The 20,851-nt window shown below is 42.9% G+C and carries 17 protein-coding genes and 1 tRNA gene; 11 read left to right on the top strand and 7 right to left on the bottom strand.

All coding sequences use genetic code 11. The features are described from left to right. Positions 1-45: 45 nt before the first annotated feature. Both LN995_RS08630 and LN995_RS08625 read right to left on the bottom strand, forming a co-directional pair. A tRNA-His gene (locus tag LN995_RS08630) sits at positions 46-121 on the bottom strand. Between the two features lie 77 nt (positions 122-198). Continuing rightward, positions 199-1,533: a dihydroorotase gene (locus LN995_RS08625; protein WP_229960362.1), complete on the bottom strand. Its 1,335-nt coding sequence runs from the start codon at positions 1,531-1,533 to the stop codon at positions 199-201. A gap of 121 nt (positions 1,534-1,654) precedes the next feature. Here LN995_RS08625 and LN995_RS08620 point away from each other — a divergent pair, with 121 nt between their 5' ends. Both LN995_RS08620 and LN995_RS08615 read left to right on the top strand, forming a co-directional pair. Next, complete coding sequence (locus tag LN995_RS08620) at positions 1,655-2,710, top strand: AI-2E family transporter (RefSeq protein WP_229960360.1); 1,056 nt, start codon at positions 1,655-1,657, stop codon at positions 2,708-2,710. Between the two features lie 247 nt (positions 2,711-2,957). Beyond that, positions 2,958-4,310: a DEAD/DEAH box helicase gene (locus LN995_RS08615; RefSeq protein WP_229960358.1), complete on the top strand. Its 1,353-nt coding sequence runs from the start codon at positions 2,958-2,960 to the stop codon at positions 4,308-4,310. A gap of 68 nt (positions 4,311-4,378) precedes the next feature. Here the strand turns inward: LN995_RS08615 and LN995_RS08610 are convergent, their stop codons facing one another. Then, complete coding sequence (locus LN995_RS08610) at positions 4,379-4,831, bottom strand: hypothetical protein (RefSeq protein ID WP_229960356.1); 453 nt, start codon at positions 4,829-4,831, stop codon at positions 4,379-4,381. Positions 4,832-5,003: 172 nt separating this feature from the next. Next, complete coding sequence (gene upp / locus LN995_RS08605; RefSeq protein ID WP_229960354.1) at positions 5,004-5,666, bottom strand: uracil phosphoribosyltransferase; 663 nt, start codon at positions 5,664-5,666, stop codon at positions 5,004-5,006. A 393-nt stretch (positions 5,667-6,059) separates the two neighbouring features. Here upp and LN995_RS08600 point away from each other — a divergent pair, with 393 nt between their 5' ends. The 5 genes from LN995_RS08600 to LN995_RS08580 all read left to right on the top strand — a co-directional run bounded on the left by LN995_RS08600 (position 6,060) and on the right by LN995_RS08580 (position 11,779). After that, on the top strand, positions 6,060-7,730 hold the full coding sequence (locus LN995_RS08600; protein WP_229960353.1) for a hypothetical protein: 1,671 nt from the start codon (positions 6,060-6,062) through the stop codon (positions 7,728-7,730). A gap of 326 nt (positions 7,731-8,056) precedes the next feature. After that, positions 8,057-9,895, top strand: coding sequence for an ABC transporter ATP-binding protein (locus LN995_RS08595; protein WP_229960351.1), 1,839 nt, complete (start codon positions 8,057-8,059; stop codon positions 9,893-9,895). A gap of 131 nt (positions 9,896-10,026) precedes the next feature. Next, complete coding sequence (locus tag LN995_RS08590; RefSeq protein WP_229960349.1) at positions 10,027-10,368, top strand: hypothetical protein; 342 nt, start codon at positions 10,027-10,029, stop codon at positions 10,366-10,368. A gap of 6 nt (positions 10,369-10,374) precedes the next feature. After that, a complete protein-coding gene (gene lpcA, locus LN995_RS08585) occupies positions 10,375-10,947 on the top strand; it encodes a D-sedoheptulose 7-phosphate isomerase (protein ID WP_229960347.1) in 573 nt (190 codons plus the stop codon). Between the two features lie 169 nt (positions 10,948-11,116). After that, complete coding sequence (locus LN995_RS08580) at positions 11,117-11,779, top strand: hypothetical protein (protein WP_229960345.1); 663 nt, start codon at positions 11,117-11,119, stop codon at positions 11,777-11,779. Here LN995_RS08580 and LN995_RS08575 read toward each other — a convergent pair. After that, positions 11,766-13,952, bottom strand: coding sequence for a PAS domain S-box protein (locus LN995_RS08575; RefSeq protein ID WP_229960343.1), 2,187 nt, complete (start codon positions 13,950-13,952; stop codon positions 11,766-11,768). The genes LN995_RS08580 and LN995_RS08575 overlap by 14 nt on opposite strands. A gap of 264 nt (positions 13,953-14,216) precedes the next feature. Here LN995_RS08575 and LN995_RS08570 point away from each other — a divergent pair, with 264 nt between their 5' ends. The 4 genes from LN995_RS08570 to LN995_RS08555 all read left to right on the top strand — a co-directional run bounded on the left by LN995_RS08570 (position 14,217) and on the right by LN995_RS08555 (position 18,421). Further along, the gene (locus LN995_RS08570; RefSeq protein WP_229960341.1) at positions 14,217-15,755 is read left to right on the top strand and encodes a YifB family Mg chelatase-like AAA ATPase; all 1,539 of its coding nucleotides are present in this window, start codon (positions 14,217-14,219) and stop codon (positions 15,753-15,755) included. A 239-nt stretch (positions 15,756-15,994) separates the two neighbouring features. After that, positions 15,995-16,585, top strand: coding sequence for a porin family protein (locus LN995_RS08565; protein ID WP_229960339.1), 591 nt, complete (start codon positions 15,995-15,997; stop codon positions 16,583-16,585). Positions 16,586-16,918: 333 nt separating this feature from the next. Further along, the gene (locus tag LN995_RS08560; protein ID WP_229960337.1) at positions 16,919-17,596 is read left to right on the top strand and encodes a porin family protein; all 678 of its coding nucleotides are present in this window, start codon (positions 16,919-16,921) and stop codon (positions 17,594-17,596) included. 165 nt (positions 17,597-17,761) lie between these two features. After that, positions 17,762-18,421, top strand: coding sequence for a porin family protein (locus tag LN995_RS08555; protein ID WP_229960335.1), 660 nt, complete (start codon positions 17,762-17,764; stop codon positions 18,419-18,421). 159 nt (positions 18,422-18,580) lie between these two features. On the opposite strand, the gene LN995_RS08550 is transcribed toward LN995_RS08555, so the two are convergent. Further along, a complete protein-coding gene (locus LN995_RS08550) occupies positions 18,581-19,942 on the bottom strand; it encodes a dipeptidase (protein WP_229960384.1) in 1,362 nt (453 codons plus the stop codon). 106 nt (positions 19,943-20,048) lie between these two features. Further along, the gene (gene plsY, locus LN995_RS08545) at positions 20,049-20,693 is read right to left on the bottom strand and encodes a glycerol-3-phosphate 1-O-acyltransferase PlsY (RefSeq protein WP_229960333.1); all 645 of its coding nucleotides are present in this window, start codon (positions 20,691-20,693) and stop codon (positions 20,049-20,051) included. Positions 20,694-20,851 lie beyond the last annotated feature (158 nt).

Raw genomic sequence — 20,851 nt, 5'->3', positions numbered from 1 at the left:
GCAAAGGTAAATAAAAAAGCCCTTGAAGCTAACTTCAAGGGCTTAGGGTGGAAGATGGGGCTCGAACCCACGACCCCCAGAATCACAATCTGGTGCTCTAACCGACTGAGCTACAACCACCGTGTCTCGTTTGAGAGTGCAAATATAAGTAGCTTTATTTAATTAACAATAGCTACTCAATATTTTTTGCATATTTTTTTATCTTTCAAATAAAAGCCGCTCGCCTTTCTTACGATCATCAAAAGCGCCGTTTACAAAAGCCAGGTGCCCGGAAACTATAGTATGCGTAATCGAACTGCTAAAAGTATGTCCCTCAAAAGGAGACCAATTGCACTGAAAATACACATTATCATTGTTAACAGTATAAGGCTTATCCAGATCTACTAATACCAGGTCTGCCCAATAACCTTCGCGTATGTAACCTCGCTCCCTGATATTGAAAAGGATAGCTGGGGCGTGGCTCATTTTCTCCACTACTTTCTCTATAGCCAGCTTACCCTCCTTTACAAACTCCAGCATCATTTGTAAAGAATGCTGCACCAATGGTACTCCTGAAGGTGCTTTTTTATACTTGCCCTGCTTCTCTTCCCGCGTATGAGGCGCATGGTCAGTGGCAATAATATCCAGTTTATCATCTAAAAGGCCTTGCAACAGCGCCTCTTTATGTCGCTGTTCTTTTATAGCCGGGTTACACTTTATCTGAGCGCCATAAGTATCATAATCTTTTTTATCGAACCACAAATGGTGCACACATACTTCGGCAGTAATACGTTTCTGCTCCAGGGGTATGTCGTTGCGGAACAGCTTAAGCTCCTCTTCCGTGGAAATATGCAGGATATGAAGGCGTGTGTTGTGCTTCTCAGCCAGCTTTACCGCCATGTAAGAAGACTTAAAACAGGCAGCCTCGCTACGTATCTCCGGGTGGCATTTCATCGGGATATCATCCCCATACTTCTCCTCATAGATAGCCATATTATCACGGATGGTTTGTTCGTCCTCGCAATGCACAGCTATAGGGAGTTTGGCTTTAGAGAATATCTGCTCCAGTGTTTCAACATTATCTACAAGCATGTTCCCTGTAGAAGAGCCCATAAAAATCTTTATTCCGCACACTGTGTTAGGATTTGTAAGCAACACCTCGGCCAGGTTATCGTTGGTTGCCCCCATAAAGAAAGAGTAGTTCGCCAGCGAAGTTTCGGCAGCAATGTTATACTTATCCTCCAGCAGCTCCTGTGTTACCGTGTTTGGAACAGTATTGGGCATCTCCATAAAAGAAGTAACGCCACCTGCTACAGCGGCTTTGGCCTCAGAACTTATGGTAGCCTTGTGCGTCAGGCCTGGCTCCCGGAAATGAACCTGGTCATCAATTACTCCAGGAAGAAGGTGCAGCCCCGTGGCATCTATGATTTCATCGGCATCGGCAGTAATATTTTGCCCCACCTGTGCTATTCGCCCGGCCTTTATCAAAATATCGGCAGTAGTTGTACTTCCTTCGTTTACAATTTGTGCGTTCTTTATAAGAATAGATTTCATGCTGCTAAGATAAAAGAAGCTATGGTCAATAAACAGCCTTAAGCGCTTTAATTAAAAACACAGCTGCCGCAACAGATAAACCTCTGCCGCAGTAAATAAAGGCAAATAACGCACAAACAAAATGGAACAACAAAGTTCACTGCAGCGATTTAACCAGGTACTTTTAGCCTTTCTTCTGTTTTTTGGCATACTTTACTTAGCTGATTCTTTTCTGATTCTTATAGCTATCAGTGGTTTATTTGCAATGCTTCTGGTACCTGTCTGCCGGAAGTTAGAGCAATGGAAACTACCCCGTACCGGAGCCGCTTTTATATGTGTGTTTGCAGTAGTTATTATATTATTAGGGTTGATTTCTGTACTTATCACCCAGATAATTGCTCTGGCAAACGATTTACCACAACTTGGCCAGACACTATCAGAAAAGCTGGATCAAGGGCATGAGTTTGTCACTGACCAGTTTGACTTATCACGTGAGGAGCAAAATGAGTACCTTCAAAACCAGTTGGAAAGCACCCTCCGTTCCCTGGGCGGTTACATCAGCACCATTATGTTATCAACAGGTAACTTCCTGGTAAACTTTATCATCATAATCACCTTTACCCTGCTGTTTCTTCTCTATCGCAGAAGAATTAAAAACTTTATTTTGCAGCTTGCCAGCAACAGAAGCAACAATGCCCGTGATATTGTAGGCAAAATAACAGGGGTTGCCAGTTCTTATATTGCCGGTGTATTTTTGGTTGTACTTATTTTATCAACAATAAATACTGTAGGTTTAATGGTGATTGGCATTGAGCATGCTTTGTTTTTCGGTTTACTTGCCGGCCTCCTGAATATTATTCCCTATATAGGCTCTCTTGCAGGCAGCCTTATTCCGGTTTTATTCGCTTTCCTCACCAAAGACTCTGTCTGGTACCCGGTAGGTGTCGGCATTTTCTTTTTAGTGGTGCAACAGATAGAAAGTTATGCTCTTACACCCAACATAACAGGATCTAAAATAAAACTAAGTCCTATGTCTACTTTAATGGCCCTGTTACTTGGCCAGATGATATGGGGCGTGGTGGGCATGATTCTGTTTGTTCCTTACCTAGGCATTATTAAGGTGATATTTGACAACATTGAAGGGCTTAAGCCTCTCGGTTATATTGTCGGGAATGACGACGGCGATGACAACAGTTAAGTATCACTGTTGTCATCGCCTCTTGTGCCTTTTGCTTAAGCCTTGCATAAACATACAGTAGGCAGTACTGCTATGCATTTGCTGTTTGGGTGGCTAAGCTCTTTATTTACTTTCTCCTCATATTTTGAAGAGATAAGCTTTTTAAGGTCTGGCATATACTTGTTCTGCACTCATTTACACAGGCTTTACCTCCTAAAAATAAAACCCGTACTTTTGCAAATCAATACAAAGTGTAAACACCACAACCATGGCAGAAGAAGCAGAAAGAGAGAACATCACATTTGAAGATTTTAAGCTGAATAAACAGTTGCTGAATGCCATTGAAGAAGCAGGTTACGAAAGGCCCACGCCCATACAGCAGCAGGCTATTCCGCTCATTTCTGCCGGGCATGATATTTTAGGTATAGCCCAGACTGGTACAGGTAAAACTGCCGCTTACCTGCTGCCTATACTCATGAAGGTAAAATATGCGCAAGGGCAAAACCCTCGTGTACTAATACTAGCCCCTACACGGGAACTGGCTATGCAAATTGAAGGTAGTATTGAACTGTTGGCCAAATATACTGACCTGCGCTACACCGCCATTTATGGTGGCCTGGGACCTAAAACGCAAATCGAAAAGATAAATGAGGGGGTGGATATATTGGTAGCGACTCCAAAACGCATGATGGAACTTTACCTGAAAGGGGAGCTAGTGCTAAAGGAGTTGAAAACGATGGTGCTGGATGAGGCTGACAAGATGATGGACATGGGTTTTATGCCGCAGATCCGCCAGATACTGGAAGTAATTCCACGAAAGCGCCAGAACCTGTTATTCTCAGCTACCATGCCTGATAAAGTAGTAGAGTTATCAGAAGAGTTTCTCGAGTTCCCGACACGGGTTGAGATAACGCCACAGGCCACGCCTGTAGAAACAGTAAGTCAGGTACTGTACCGCGTACCAAACCTGCGCACCAAAATAGCTATGCTGGAATACCTGCTTAAAGATGAGGAAGCTTTCAACCGTGTGATCATTTTTACCAGGAGCAAGAAAAATGCGGAAAGTGTGGCAAAATACCTGGAACGGAAAGAGCTTGGGGAGGTGCGGGTAATACACGGAAACAAAGGCCAGAATACCCGTATCAACTCTATGGAGGCTTTTAAAGGTGGCGAGGTACGCTTTTTAGTAGCTACTGATGTGGCAGCACGGGGTATAGATGTAACAATGGTAAGCCATGTAATTAATTTTGATGTGCCTTTTGTTTACGAAGACTATGTGCACCGCATCGGCCGCACAGGCCGTGCCGAAAATGAAGGAGCCTCTATTACGTTTGCCAGTGAGCCGGAAATGTACCACATACGCAAAATTGAAAAGCTTATCCGTATGCAGCTACCGGAGAACCCGATGCCACCCGAGATAGAGGTTTTTGAGACACCTTTTGAAGAACAGCAGGCAATGGCTATGGAAATAGACCGCCAGAAACGCCATGAAAATCCTGATTTCAAAGGAGCCTTCCACGAAAAAAAAGGTATACCTAAAGGCAAGCCCACTAAAAATAAGCGTGACCCGAAAGCTTCCTTCTGGCAGAAGACAAAGAAGAAAGGCGGTAAAAAACGGTAAAGCTAAAAGCGCCAGGTCTATTCAATAGACCTGGCGCTTTTAGCTTTACCTTAATATGCTTTAATATTTTAAAAGAACCCTAATGCAAGATGGCGAAATTCAAAAACCACAAATGTTAGCACAAAGCTCCATAAGGTTGCACTCCATAGCATGTGTACAAAAATCCGTTTCTTGGAAGCCCCAAACAATGCTGCTACGATAGTACCTACAATAGGCGTAAACAGCAAAGGTGTAAGGAATGCAATACCTGTTACACCAAAGCTTTTCCATACTTTCACTATCCCTCTGCTCCTTTTGCTAAACATGGGCTTCTTTTTCTCTTTTCTTCTCTTAGACAACCATACAGAAGCTTTCTTCCCGATAAAAGAAAAAGTCACCACGCTGGTCATCATACCAGCTATTGTAAACAGCACCGTCTCCACGTACGATAAACCAAGCGAAATACCTGTAAGCGGTCCTCCAAAGAACTTCACCGTACTTATCAGATATACCGACACGTATTTTAATATTTCTACTAACACAATTTCATAAATTTTGTACTCATCAAGAACAAACACCTATTAGTATAATATATACGAACTTTCGAACATAATAAACTATAATTATTCTAACAAACAATTAAGCTATTATTTAAAGCATAACCTATCATTATCAGTTGCTCCGTAACAGCTTATTATTACATAAGGTTCAGGATTATATTTTAGGGCCAAAAGCCAGATCGCCTGCATCGCCAAGGCCTGGCACAATATAGAACTTCTCATTCAGGCACTCGTCCATAGCACCTAACCACAGCTGCGCCTCCGGAATTTCCTGCTGTACAAGGGCTACACCCTCTGGAGCGGCAATAGCGGCGGCAATGTGCACCTGCTTAGGCTTTCCATGCCGCAACATGCCTTCATAAGACTTTACTAAAGACCTTCCGGTGGCCAACATAGGATCGGCCAGAATCAGAATCTTATCATGTAAATTAGTCGAGGCCAGGTACTCCATATTAATCTGCAACTCACTGTGCTCCTCCTCCACTCTGTAAGCCCCCACAAATGTACTATAGGCTTTGTCGAAGTAGTTCGCTAAACCTTGATAAAGTGGTAAACCAGCCCGTAGTATAGTTGCCAGCACAGGTTGCTCTGCCAGCAGAAGCGTTTGCGTGTCTTTTAAAGGTGTTGTTACAGTAACTTCTTTGTAAGGCAGAGTCTTTGATATTTCAAAAGCCAGCAACTCTCCCAGTCGCTCCAGATTGCGACGGAAACGCATGCTGTCGCCTTGCACACTTACATTGCGCAGTTCTGCCACAAAATGATTGGCTAGTGAGGGAGTATCTGTCAGGATGTTTGCTTTCTTTATTTCCGTGTGCATTGCCAAAACGTATTTGTTGTGATAAATATGCTTCAGGAGCAAAGTCAACATCAAGATTAACATTATTTTTTGATATTGACTATATATCTACTCGTTTCAATAATAAATGTACGCATCTTGACTGGTGGCTTTTTAGTACAAGCTTTCAGCAGAAAAGCCACAATTCAAATTATTAATATAGAATCTGAATTCAGGAAACTTAGTGCATCTGCTATAGTTTCAGCTGATTTAAATGAGTGCTGGCACAATGGCTTACTTAGCAAGAATCAGAAAAGTTGAATATTTTCTGCAGAATTTGAATCTCAATTAAAATATAAAAGTATAAACTCTGTCTTAATTGAGCTATTTTGCCTTTTAAACGCATCACCCTTACTTTTAACTGCTACTTTCCTGATGAGATATCTACTTTGCGCCGTTGGTATTTGTGCTATAGTTTCTTTTGCTGCGCAGGCACAGGATGTATACATGCCATATAACCCCGACACATATCATCTTATAGATCGTTACCAGATAAAATATGGAGATCAGGTGCCGCAGTTGCAGACAGCAGTGCGCCCTTATGGTCGCAGAGATGTCGCTAAGTTAGCCGAGGTAAGTGCCCGTAATGTTCAAACAGCAGCAGATGCTTTTAACATACAATACCTGCTAAACGACAACTGGAACTATACTGACCAGGAAAGCAACCTAAGTGAACACCCCATATTCAACACTTTCTACAGAAACAAGACGGACCTGTACCACTACGAGAGCAAAGACTTTTCTTTACGCGTAAACCCAGTTATACATTTTGAGCTTGGCCACGACAACCAAACAGATGGTGCACGTTATGTAAATACCAGAGGTGTACAGTTGGAAGGCTCCATAGATGAGAAATTTGGGTTTTATGCTTTTATTAGTGAGAACCAGGCCCGTTTTCCCGGGTATGTAGAAGACCGCATAGCACGCGACAATGTAGTGCCCCACGAGGGCTTCTGGAAAACCTTTAAAGATGATGGCTATGACTTTATAACAGCACGAGGTTATATAAATTATGCCTTAAGCAAACATGTTGAAATACAACTAGGCCACGACCGCCACTTTATCGGCGACGGCTATCGCTCATTAATTTACTCTGATTATGCGCCGCCTGCTTTTTTCCTGAAGCTGAATACCCGTGTCTGGAAACTACACTACATGAACCTGTTCCAGGAACTGACATCAGAGTACCGCCGTGGCAACACTGATGAGTTGTTTCCGAAAAAGTACATGGCATTGCACCGCTTAGGCATTAATGTTACAGACAACCTGAACATTGGCTTTTTTGAACAGGTTGTATTTGCCCGTGGCAAAGGCAGGTTTGAATTGCAGTACTTAAACCCTGTTATATTCTACAGAAGCATTGAACAGCAACTTGGCAGTGAAGACAATGCGATGCTGGGCTTAGACTTTAGATGGAACATACGCAATGTAGTGCAAGTGTACGGCCAACTTCAACTTGATGAATTCTTATTAAACGAGGTTAAAGCAGGCAATGGCTGGTGGGCAAACAAGCAGGCCGGGCAGCTGGGCGCAAAGTATATTGATGCCTTTGGTATAAACAACCTAGACCTTCAGGGAGAGTTTAACCTTATTCGCCCCTACACCTACCAGCATACAGATCAGTTTACGAATTACCAGCACTACAACCAGTCGTTGGCCCACCCCAACGGGGCTAACCTTTATGAGGTTATAGGCATTGCACGTTACCAGCCTATCCCGCACCTTAGCCTTGTTGGCAAAGCTATTTTTACAAGGTTTGGCCAGGATGTAGTAACCGCTACAGATACAGTTAACTGGGGGAATAACGTAAATCTTTCTTACAACGATCGGGCACTGGAATATGGCAACCAAATAGGGCAGGGAATAAAAACAAATCAGCTTCATGTAGACCTTACGGCTACTTTCCAGTTCAGGCACAATGTATTTGTAGACCTAAAGCAAATAATAAGAAGAACCGATGCCGAGGATGATTTACTTGATAAGAACACCTCTTACACTTCTGTATCTTTCCGCTGGAACATTCCACAGCGGCTGCATGAGTTTTAGTATTTTTCCTGTCTCTCTCCTGATATTTCAGGAGAGAGCGTCCTGCTTTCTGTTCCTAAATAAGATGAGTAGTTCAGCACTTACTTAAAACCACCTCCCGAACAGTTAATAAGCCTGTCATCAACTAAAGCTTAGCGATAGTCAGATTTTTAATTCCACCTTCCCAACTCTTCATCTCCATACTAATTTAAGTATCTTTGCGGCAGCTGGTGCCAAAATGAGAGCATCAACCTAAAATGTACTTTAAAATATAAATTACTGATGCAGCAACTTTTACACATACTGCTGCCAGCCAGCTTGTATAAGAGCAGGCCATATACATTAACATGAAAACTTACCTCCGCATACTCCAGTTTGCCAAACCGTATAGCCGGTTTGTGCCACTGTACACGATATATACCATCTTGGGCATCGTTTTCGGTCTCTTTAACTTCACTCTCATTATTCCGCTACTGAATGTGTTGTTTGGAGAGGTGGGCGCAGAAGAAGCCGTAGCTATGGCTACGCAAAAGCCGGAGTTCAGCCTGAATATCGAGTTCTTCAAAGACTTTTTCAACTACTATTTCGGGCAGGTGATTCTGCAAGAAGGCCGCCAGGGCGCGCTGTTATTTGTTTGTTTAATAGTGATTGTTTCAATTTTCCTGGCAAACCTGTTCCGTTATTTAGCTTTTAGGGTGATAGGTGAACTACGCGCACATGTAGTTAAAAACATGCGCCATGCAGTGTATCAGCGTGTAACAGAACTGCATTTAGGCTACTTCTCTAATGAGCGAAAAGGCGACCTGATGACACGCTTGACGGTAGACATACAAGAAGTAGAAAGCTCCGTTGTAAGTACACTGACAGTTGTGGTACGGGAGCCTATTTCTATTATAGCTTTCTTCGTACTATTGTTCTCTATGTCTGTAAAGCTAACTTTGTTTACCTTAATATTGCTGCCTTTATCAGGTGGTATTATTGCAGGTATCTCTAAAAGGCTAAAACGGAAGGCACAGCAGGGCCAGAATTCTTTAAGTTTTATACTCACTATTATAGATGAAACGTTGAGTGGCATACGCGTAGTTAAGGCCTTTAATGCGGAGCCCTTTATTCTTAATAAATTTAACAGCCAGAACAACCGCTATGCTGATATCCAGCGTTCTATTGCCAATAAGCGCGACCTGGCCTCTCCCCTTTCAGAGTTTTTAGGTGTAACAGTAGTAGCAGGGCTTTTATATTACGGTGGTTCCCTGGTGCTGAACCAGGAATCGGAACTTTCGCCAAGTGAGTTCATTACTTACATTATTCTTTTCTCGCAGGTGCTGGTTCCGGCTAAAGCCATGTCTGCCTCCTTCAGTAACATACAAAGAGGCTTGGTTTCCGGTGATCGTGTACTGCAGGTAATAGATACCAAACCTGAAATAAAAGACAAACCTGATGCTAAAGTGCTCCGTTCATTTGAGCAGGATATTGAGTTCCGTAATGTGAAGTTTGGCTATGGTGATAAAGTTGTGTTACAGAACATAAATATAGCCATTCCAAAAGGTAAAACTGTCGCACTGGTAGGACCATCAGGAGGTGGCAAGTCTACACTGGCAGATCTTATTCCGCGCTTCTACGACCCTATGGGAGGCAAAATACTGATAGATGGCCTTGATATCCGCGATTACACCATGGCATCTGTCCGCGATAAAATGGGTGTGGTAACGCAAGACCCTATTCTTTTCAATGATACCATCTTCAGCAATATTGCCTTTAATAAAACAGATGCCACAGCAGATGAGGTAATAACCGCCGCTAAAATAGCCAATGCACACGACTTTATCATGCAAACGCCCGATGGCTACCAAACCACCATCGGCGACAGAGGCGGCAAGCTTTCAGGGGGCCAGCGGCAGCGCTTAAGTATCGCCAGAGCTATTTTAAAGAACCCTCCGATTCTCATCTTGGATGAAGCCACATCGGCACTGGATACAGAGTCGGAGAAACTGGTACAGGAAGCACTTACTAACCTGATGAAGAACCGTACCTCTATTGTAATTGCACACCGCCTGAGCACTATACAACATGCCGACGAGATACTGGTACTACAGCACGGGCAGATAGTGGAGCGGGGCACGCACGAAGAGTTGCAAAACAGCAGTGGTTTATACGCTAAACTAACGCAAATGCAGCTTACTGTTTAGCCATAGCAAGAGCTTAGTGCAATCTTAACAGGAAATTTTGAGTAAAACAGCAGCTACGACTTCAAAAAAACATATTATTTTTTTATTTTTAAGCTAGCATCTTGTTTCACCCCAAAAACACCCTTTTAAGCATGAAAATACTAAAAGCGGCTCTTGATCTGATCTTAGTGGCTTACATTGTGTTTGCAGTCCTTCTGCTGGCAACCGTACTTAATGAAAACACTATTTTTAATGTTTCTTCAGAAAACCAGGTACTGGTCCTTTACAAAGTTCTGGTAGGTGTGGGGGCCGGAATAATGCTCCTGAAGCTCCTGGTTAATTACTTATATATTACCGGTATCCGACACGAACAGCACCGGGCTGACCTTAAAATAAACGAACTGAAGGCTGACCTGTACGAGAAGCGGCAGGCGTTCAGAAGCAACAGCATAAAACAACCTGAAGCCAGAGAAGCGGTTGAGGTTGACATTTAACCTTATATGATCAACACCATTCTTGGAGAACTGGTAGAAGCGCAGAAAACACTGGCAGCTTTCATCTCCGACACAAATAACCTGCAGGCTATAGAGCAAGCGGCTAACGTTATGGCCGACGCCATTAAAGCCGGAGGTAAAATACTAAGCTGCGGCAATGGAGGCTCCATGTGTGACTCTATGCACTTTGCCGAAGAACTGACAGGCCGCTATCGCAACGACCGAAAAGCCTTACCGGCTATTGCCATAGCTGATGCCAGCCACATTAGCTGCGTCAGTAACGACTATGGTTACGAAGCTATCTTCTCCCGCTATGTAGAAGCTTTAGGTAACCAACACGATGTGCTGTTGGCCATTAGCACCAGCGGTAACTCAGGTAATGTTATAAAAGCGGCAGAGGTAGCCAAAGATAAAGGAATGAAGGTAGTCGGCCTTACCGGAAAAGACGGGGGTAAATTAGCTTCTCTTTGTGATGTTGAGGTACGTGTACCGCACTTTGGTTACGCAGACCGTGTGCAGGAAGTACATATAAAAGTAATACACATACTTATCCTTTTACTGGAGGAAAAACTAACTTAAGCTCTCCTCTGTAGGTTTTGGAAAAAGGTCTGAATAGTAAAGGTCGGGCTGTAGCAATAAAGGCCTGCTGCCCTACCCTTATTTACAGCACTTCGTCATCCTGGTCAGCCAAAAGGTATAGTTATAAATAAAAAAGTTACGTATAAAAACGACATTAAAAGCTTGCTTTATGAACATACGTAACTTATATATTGCACTAGCTGCCTTACTAAGCGCCTGCGGAAGCGAGACAGCAGAAAATAAAGCCATAACCAGTACCTCTTCTACTGCACCCACTGATACCACAACTCTAGAAACAACTCCAGCTAAAGACACTACTGACTCTTTATATATGATTGTTCCGGGTGAGAGCATTGGGCAGGTGGAAATCGGTTCCACAGCAGAACAAGTAAGCAACATCCTGAGCAAGGCAGACAGCGGAGATGCTGCCATGGGCAAAGCGGTTTCTTTTTGGTTAAGCAATTCACCTGACACACCAAAGCACATGGTAGCGGTGTACTCTTCTCGTAGCATGGGGACTGGCAACATAAACCTGCGAACCCGCCAGGTTCTGGTTACATCTCCTCGTTTCACCACTCCTGATGGCATTAGTACTGGCAGCACTATGGGCGAAATCAGGCAGCAGTACAACCACCTGAAGCCTGTAGGCTACTATCCTGATAAGCAGCAGAAGCGCGTGTATATTTATGATGATGCCGCACAAGGTATCACTTTTGAGATAACAGAAACAGACAGTACTTGTGCAGCCATAGCAGTGCATGAAAAAGGCGAAAGTATGGCAAACGGTTACCTGCCTATACACCTAAACGTGACATGGCTTAATCAGCAGTAGTATAAGGCAGATATATACTAAAGACTGTTCCTTTACCCAGTTCGCTTTCCACCTCTATTCGCCCACCAGAGTTATCCACAATACGCTTTACAATATACAAGCCGACTCCTGAGCCCTCGACATGGTCGTGTAACCGTTTAAACATAATAAACAGATGCTCCACGTAAGCCATATCTATACCCAGGCCATTATCCTCTACTCTAAACAGCACCTGATGGCTATCCTTTAATAACCTGGTGCTCACCTTTACAACAGCAGGCCGTTCTGGAGCCTTGTACTTAATGCCGTTCGACAACAGGTTGTACAGAACACTCCGGAAGTTCTTTCGGGAGAAGCTTATTTCCGCTACTTCACTAAAATCAGCTGTAATAGTGGCCCCAGACTTTTCAATACTGTCTGTAATGCTTTCTTTTACTTCATCTAAAAGTTCCTGTAGGTTAATCAGTTCATGGGTTTCTTCCAGATTTTTCTGTGCTTTTGATATCTCCGTAAGGTCAGCAATTGTGTTTTTGAAACGGCTTATAGACGTACCCATCAAGTTGAGCATCTGTTCTATAGCAGGCTGTTCCACTTGTAGCTCTTCTTTTAGTGCATACAGTAGCCCCTCCAGGTTAGCAATAGGCGCGCGCAGGTCATGAGAGGCTGTATAAATAAAGTTATCCAGGTCCTCATTAATCATAAGCAACTCTCTGTTCTTACTGTGCAGCTCTTCATTTGTAGCTGTTAGCTGTTTCTTCGCATCTGCCAACTCTTCAATCATCAGTAGCTGCTCATGCACATCGGTGCACGTTCCAAACCATTCCTTTACTTCTTCTCCTTGTGTTATAAGGGGTATACCTCTTACAAGAAACCACCTGTACTGGCTATCATTACGCTTCAGCCTAAAGTGTGTCTCATACTCTACTCCTCTACTAACTGACTCCTGCCAGCGCTCAACAACACTTTCTACATCATCGGGGTGCAGTGCATCTAGCCACTTATCTCCAAGCGCCTGATGTTCTTTCAAGCCAGTATACTCTATCCATCTACGGTTTACAAAGCTTATAGCTCCGTCCGGACTGGCTGTCCAGCAAAGCTGTGGTAGTGCTTCCAGAGTTAGATGTAATCTTTCTGCTATTTCCTCTATTTCTGCCTGGGCATGGTTTTCCTCTGTGATATCACGCACCTCTATTACCGTACCAACAGGCACACCATTTTCTACAATAGGACTGGCTGCACAGGAAACAGGGAAGAAACGACCATCTTTCCTAATAAAGACATCTTTGTGTGCCCTTACATCACTATTTTGAGGAAGAGCTCTGTCAATCGGGCATTCCTCAAGCGGGTAATGCGTTCCGTCTGGCCTTGTATGGTGAACAACGTTGTGCAGTGGCCGGCCCTGTATCTCCTCCAGGGTGTAACCTGTCATGGCAACAGCTGCCGGATTCATAAATGTACAAATGCCTTGCTCATTCATCATAAAAAGAGCACCTGTAGCGTTATCCGTTATAGTGCGGGTAATATGATTCTGATACTCTAATTCTTCCGTCCGGGCCTGTACCCGCTTATCTAACTCCTTATTGAGTGTTACCAACTCCTCATTTGCTCTTCTTAGCTCATCCTCAAAAACTTTTCGTTCCTTCAGAACCTGGTTCCATTCAATTGCGGTACCAGCAAGGTCGCCCGCAATACGCAACAATTCAGTTTCTTCTTCTGAAGGTATACGCGTTGTTGCATAATATATAGCAAAGGTGCCTAATACTGTTTTATCTTTGGAGGATATGATGGGCTCCGACCAACATGCTTTTAATCCATACTTTAAAGCAATTTGATAACTGGCCCAGTTAGGGCTGTTCTCAATATCATCTACCACTACTCGTTGCCTACTGTATGCCGCAGCGCCACAAGACCCTTCAGCAGCCCCTATAGGCAAACCATTTACCACATTAACATAATCTTTATGCAGGTTTGGAGCGCTGGCATGAAACAACTGCTTCTTTTCACTATCTAATAAAAGCACAGAGCATTTCATACCTGTATTCAGCTCCTGTATAGTCAGTATTAGGTTATCCAGTACTTCCTCTAGCGAACTGCCCTTCATTAGACTTTCCCGAACTCTACGTTGTGCTTTATTAAAAACAGAGATGATATCCGGCTTCTCAAATCCTTCTACAGGCTCATTCTTTAAATACATTTTATTTTCTGATGCTGATAAATATAGTAATAACCAAATATAATGAACAAGAACATACCTATTATTACATACTGCCTAGTAAATGTTAGTAGCGTTAGTACGTATCTTGTTATTCTACTTTTTTTAGTACTTTAGAAAGTTCAAGTACTTATGCAGTGCAATAAAATTATGAAGCACTATAGTTCAAGCCGGAACATTGTTATGCATAACAATGTTCCGGCCAAAGACAATTTACCTGTACCCCTAAGATAAAGACATAGTTAGATGCTCATTAAGACGTTCGGCAGTGCCGTACAAGGCGTAAATGCCTATACTATTACCGTTGAAGTTAGTGTTAGCGCCGGTGCCAGATATTTTCTAGTAGGCCTACCGGATAATGCCGTGAAAGAAGGCGAACAGCGCATTGAATCGGCATTAAAGCAGTATGGTTATAAAATGCCCCGCCAGAAGGTAGTTATCAATATGGCCCCTGCCGATATACGTAAAGAGGGCTCTGCCTATGATCTGACAATAGCTATGGGTGTATTAGCTGCTTCCGGCCAAATGGCAGATAATAAAGTTGCGCAATATATGATTATGGGAGAACTTTCACTTGATGGTTCACTCAGGCCTATTAAAGGGGTACTGCCTATAGCCATACAAGCCCGGAAAGAAGGCTTCAAGGGCTTTATACTTCCTGTTCAGAATGCCACCGAAGCCGCCATTGTTAACAGCCTTGATGTAGTAGGCGTGAGCAATATTAAAGAAGCCATTGAATTTTTAGACGGGAAGCGTGAAATAGAGCCTGTGGTTATTAACACCCGCGACATTTTCCAGAGCGAAGTAGACCAATATGCGGCTGACTTTGCCGATGTGCAGGGGCAGGAGAACATTAAGCGTGCGCTTGAAATTGCCGCTGCCGGAGGGCACAATGTCATTATGATCGGCCCTCCGGGAGCCGGTAAAACCATGTTGGCCAAGCGGCTGCCGTCTATTCTGCCGCCACTATCTATGCACGAAGCGTTAGAAACTACTAAAATACATTCTGTTGCCGGAAAACTTGGAGAATCGGCTTCTTTGTTAACCAATCGCCCGTACCGTTCGCCGCACCACACTATATCAGATGTTGCCTTGGTAGGCGGAGGCGGAATGCCTCAGCCTGGTGAGATATCATTATCGCATAATGGTGTACTGTTTTTAGATGAACTACCTGAATTTAAGCGAACTGTGCTGGAGGTAATGCGCCAGCCACTTGAGGAACGCCGTGTAACCATATCCAGGGCCAGAACAACCATAGACTTCCCTGCTAACTTCATGCTGGTAGCAAGCATGAACCCGTGTCCGTGTGGCTATTATAATCATCCGGAGAAGGACTGTGTATGTGGCCCAGGCATAGTACAGCGTTACCTGAACAAGGTTAGCGGACCATTACTGGACCGTATAGACCTGCATGTAGAAGTAACACCTGTCACTTTTGACGAGATGACTGCCACCCGCAAAGCCGAAGATAGCAGCACAATTAGGGAGCGGGTAGTACGTACACGCCAACTACAGACAATCCGTTTCAAAGACTTCCCGAACATTCACTCAAATGCCATGATGCCCTCCCAAATGGTAAAAGATATTTGCCAGATTAATGAAGCCGGAAGAGCTTTATTAAAAACCGCCATGGAGCGCCTGGGCCTTTCAGCCCGTGCCTATGACCGTATACTAAAAGTAAGCAGAACTATCGCAGACTTAGCTGATAGTGAGAGTATTAAAATTGAACATTTAGCAGAAGCCATACAATACCGCAGTTTGGACAGAGAAGGATGGGCAGGTTAAGAACGTCCTGTTGTTAACATATAGTTAAATTACTATTAAGAGCATCTACGGCAGCTAAAACAGCTGCCGTTTTTATTTTCTTTTGTCTTTAAGATTGCAACACGCCACTCCAGTTACTCACTAAATTTAAGTTTATTTTTTAGACTTTTATTAGAATGCCCCGTAATAACCCCAAAACAGATATATAATAAAGAATAATGAACAGCTTTGTTGTAGTCTTAAGATTAACCTTTTAAACTATGAAAAAGACACTGTTACTTTTTGCCTTTGCCTTGCTAACAGCATTTGCGGCACAAGCACAACGTATAGGTATAAGAGGGGGCGCTAACATAGCCAGCTTCGAAGGAGATGATTCAGAAGACTTTGAAAGCAGATGGGGCTTTCATGCTGGTTTAACTGCAAACTTCCCTATTGTACCGGAATTCTTTTCTATTCAGCCGGAAGTTCTTTACTCTCAGAAAGGTGCAAGTTACAACGACGACTTGTTTAAAGTGAGAGTAGACTATCTCGATGTACCCGTACTGGCTCGTATTAATGCTGGTCCTATTTATTTTGAGGCTGGCCCTCAGGTATCTTTTCGTATTAATGACAAAGTTGAAGTTAGCCCGACAGGCAGCACTTCCATAGACTTTGATGATATAGATAACCTTCGGCGCACCAGTGTTGGTTACGCAGCCGGGCTTGGTCTTACATCTGTACCAATGGGGTTAAGCCTTGGCGTACGTTACAACGGCGATTTTTCCAAACTTTACGATGATGGGGATAACAGTGCTGACGTAAGAAACTCTGTCTTTCTGCTTACGCTGGGTTTTACCTTGCCAACCAGATAGACCCGCCTTAGTACAAGATACAAACTATGAAAGCAAAACCCCGGCCTGGTGCCGGGTAATTCCTTTGATCAGCTAAAAGCACCACCACTTGCTTTAAATATAATAACCATATATAAACTATTAATATATTTTGGCCTACTTGTTGCTATATAATCAGTTGCATGCATGCCAGAGAGTAAGAGAAAAACGACTTATAATAAAAAAATATTCGATCATAGGCCAACATCTTACCCTCAAATCAGTTAAACTATTGTATAACTAAAACAAATAAAAATTTGAGTACCCGTACTATTGTTGTTTAAACAATCAATGTACTACAAACGTATTAAGATTATGAAAAAGTTATTTATAGTATTCTCTTTTATTATCGCTACTGCTTCAGTAGCAAATGCACAATCTGGTCTGGGTATCAGAGTAGGTGCTAACCTATCCAACGTGGAGGGTGATTTACAAAATGAAGACCTTTTTGAGAACAAGTTGGGCTTTCACGCCGGTTTAACCTATAACATTCCTATTGTAGGTGAGTTTTTCTCGGTTCAGCCAGAGCTACTTTATTCTAATAAAGGCTATAAAAACAGTGATGAAGAATACACAATACCTTTAATCAACGACACCTACAGACGTGAAGGTAAGACTAACATGAACTATTTAGACCTGCCTATTTTAGCTAAAATAAAAGCTGGCCCCATTTATTTTGAGGCTGGTCCTCAGGCATCTTACCTGCTTAGTGTAAACAACGAAACTGAACTTTATAGAAATGATGAACTTCAGTCATCAAGCACAAGTCAGGTAGACAGAGACGACATGAAGAAGTTTGAAATAGGTTATGCTGCGGGTATTGGATTAGCAACAACCACCGGCTTTAGCATTGGTGTCCGCTACAATGGCAGCTTCAACGATTTTGGAGACTTTAACCCTGAGGATTTTGAAGAAGGAGAAATAGGAAGCGATTTAAGTAATGCCAGAAACTCGGTATTTATGTTAACTCTGGGTTATAACTTCGGACGATAACAAACTAAAATAACCATTCTGCTATTTTTTGCCAGCCTTGCCTTTGCAAGGCTGGCTTTTTTTGTGCCTTTATATTCCTTCCCTGTCTAACAATTTTACGTCTGTCGCAGTAAACTAAAGTACTAGACTAACCCCGCTCTCAAGCACTATATGAAACTCACAGCTATGAAAAAAACTATCACGATCATTGCCCTTACATTTCTGCCACTATTAACAGCTCAGGCACAATACACGCGCTTTGGCGCAAAAGTAGGTGGGGGCTTTACACATGCCGTAGGAAGCGATGCCCCATCAGATGAGATCCGGCATATAGCAAGCCTTAATGCCGGATTTATTTACAGCTATGAATTTGTTTCTGCCCTTGCGGTGCAGGCAGAGCTAAATTACGCGGAAAAAGGCTTTGTATATGAAGGCTATCCGTTAAATGACGATGAGTATATGGATGGGGATATCAGACTGCGCTATATTGAACTGCCCTTGCTCGCAAAAATACGAAAAGGGGGCTTATTTGCAGAAGCAGGTCCTTACGTTGCTTACCTTGTAGACGAGTATAGCCAAACCGACAGACTTAGTAGTACAAACCAGGGAAGCTCATCTCCTGTCGTGCTGGGCCCACAAGAGTACAGCATAAACGACTTTAATCGGTTTGACTACGGCTATACTGTAGGAGTAGGTATTATTATGGACAATGGCTTTTTTCTGAGCGTACGTAACACCGGTGGTCTTCGCAGTTTCTCAAAAAATCTTACTCAGCGAAACATGGCCTGGCAACTCTCCATTGGTTATTTGCGCCCACCTCAACAGCCTGCTAACCTGATGTACTAGCTTTGTGGCAACTTAGCTAAAAGGCTACGACAATTCCATACTTAAGCTGCCTCATTCATTTTAATAAAGAAACGTGGACTCTCTTCTTGAAGTGAAGATAAAGCCAAAGCCCCAACAGTAATATTGTTGGGGCTTTGGCTTTTAAAGATGAAAAAGGACTTATTTACTCATCTCTGCATAGTATTTATAGAAAAAAGGAATTGTTTCTATTCCCTTCAGGAAGTTAAAGATACCGAAGCTTTCATTAGGAGAGTGAATAGCATCAGAGTCAAGACCAAAACCCATGAGTACAGAATCCAACCCCAACTCTGATTTGAACATGGCAACAATAGGAATGGAACCACCACTACGTACTGGTACAGGCTTTTTAGCAAAAGTCTCCTCATAAGCTTTAGCAGCCGCCTGATATGCCACAGAATCTGTTGGAGTAACCACAGGCTCTCCTCCATGATGCGGCTTAACCTTAACTTTAACACTGGCAGGCGCAATGCTTTCAAAGTGCTTCTGAAACTTCTTTGTAATTTCTTCAGATGATTGGTTAGGCACCAAACGCATTGAAATTTTAGCATAGGCTTTAGAGGCTATAACTGTTTTAGCTCCTTCTCCGGTGTAACCTCCCCATATTCCGTTTACATCTAAGGTAGGCCTAATAGAAGTACATTCTAAGGTACTATACCCTTCTTCGCCGTGTACGTCGCCTAAGTCAAGAGCTTTTTTATAGTTATCCAGGCTGAAAGGTGCACGTGCCATTTCATTACGTTCTTCCTGACTTAGCTCCTCTACATTGTCGTAAAAACCCGGAATGGTTATGTGGTTCTGCTCATCATGTAAAGAGGCAATCATTTTACATAATATGTTGATAGGGTTCGCTACAGCACCACCATACATACCTGAGTGCAAGTCGCGGTTAGGCCCCGTTACCTCTACTTCCAAATAGCTCATGCCACGTAACCCTGTTGTAACAGATGGTGTCTCGTTACCTAACATACTGGTATCGGAGATAAGAATAACATTGCCCTTAAGCCTGTCTTTATTATCTCTTACAAACGTAGCCAGGTTCACAGAGCCAACTTCCTCCTCACCCTCAATCATAAACTTTACATTACAAGGTAGGCTGTCGTTTTTCATCATCACCTCAAACGCCTTTACGTGCATGTACATCTGGCCTTTATCGTCGCAGGCCCCCCGGGCATATATCTTATTTTCTTTTACTACAGGCTCAAAGGGAGGCGAGTCCCACAGCTCGTAAGGGTCAGCTGGCTGTACATCGTAGTGGCCGTATACCAATACGGTCGGCAGGTCAGTACCTACTATTTTCTCTCCGTAAATAATAGGGTTACCAGCCGTTTCACATAATTCAACGTTATCTGCACCTGCTTCTTCCAGCTTTTGCTTCACAAACTCAGCCGTCCGCAGCACATCTATTTTAAACTTAGGGTCGGCACTTACCGACGGGATGCGAAGCATCTCCATCAGTTCATACACAAAACGTTCTTCGTTTTCAGTTATGTATTCGTTCATCATGAGGTAGAATGTTATGCTTAAAGTTACAAAAAAAAGCCACCCTTGCAGAGAAGAATGGCTTTTAAGCTTTTTAACTTGATGTGATTAATTAATCAGGCAAGGTTCATCTTTTCCGTCCTAATTTAATATTGGCTTTACTTTCTTCGCCTTGCAACAGGCGGTTAATGTTTTTACGGTGCGTTAGTACCACCACAGCAAAAATGATGAACCCGAAAATGATCAGAATCGGGTTATCTGGCTGGAAACGGGGTAGTAACAGCAAAATAGGGAAAGACAGTGCTGCAATCATAGACCCCAGCGATACATATTTAGAAGTAAGCAATACCACAATAAAAATAACCATACACATAAGCGCTACTTCTGTTTGTATAGCGAGCATCATACCTAACAAAGTCGCGACACCTTTACCACCTTTAAAGTTTTCGTAAACCGGGAAAATATGACCTATAACAGCCAAAGCGCCTAAAATAAGTTGGAAAACAACCAGTTTATCAGGCTCAATCGCATTAAAAATAATCAGAAACCCGGCAAGAGAAGTGGCTGTCCAGCCTTTAAAAATGTCGATTAGCATAACAGCTGTACCAGGCTTTTTACCTAATACCCTAAATGTGTTGGTTGCACCGGAGTTACCACTCCCATGCTGGCGTATATCAACACCATAGTATGCCTGACCTACCCAAACTGCGGTAGAGATAGAGCCAATCAGGTAAGCGGCTATAAACATTATAGCTATCAGAAGTATGCTCATTAATTACTTTGAGTTTATAACTTAGATCTTAAACCACTTTAAGTTTAAATAAGTGCAAAAAAGATCCTATTCAAGGTCGCAATCAATTCAAATATATAGAATATTTGATTTACTTTACAAGTATCAGTTTTGCCTTACTTTAGTGTATACGCTGTATT

The sequence above is a fragment of the Pontibacter silvestris genome (genome assembly GCF_020907275.1).
GTDB lineage: Bacteria > Bacteroidota > Bacteroidia > Cytophagales > Hymenobacteraceae > Pontibacter > Pontibacter silvestris.
Note: the sequence above shows the minus strand (reverse complement) of the source record. Positions and strands in the feature narration are given on the sequence as shown.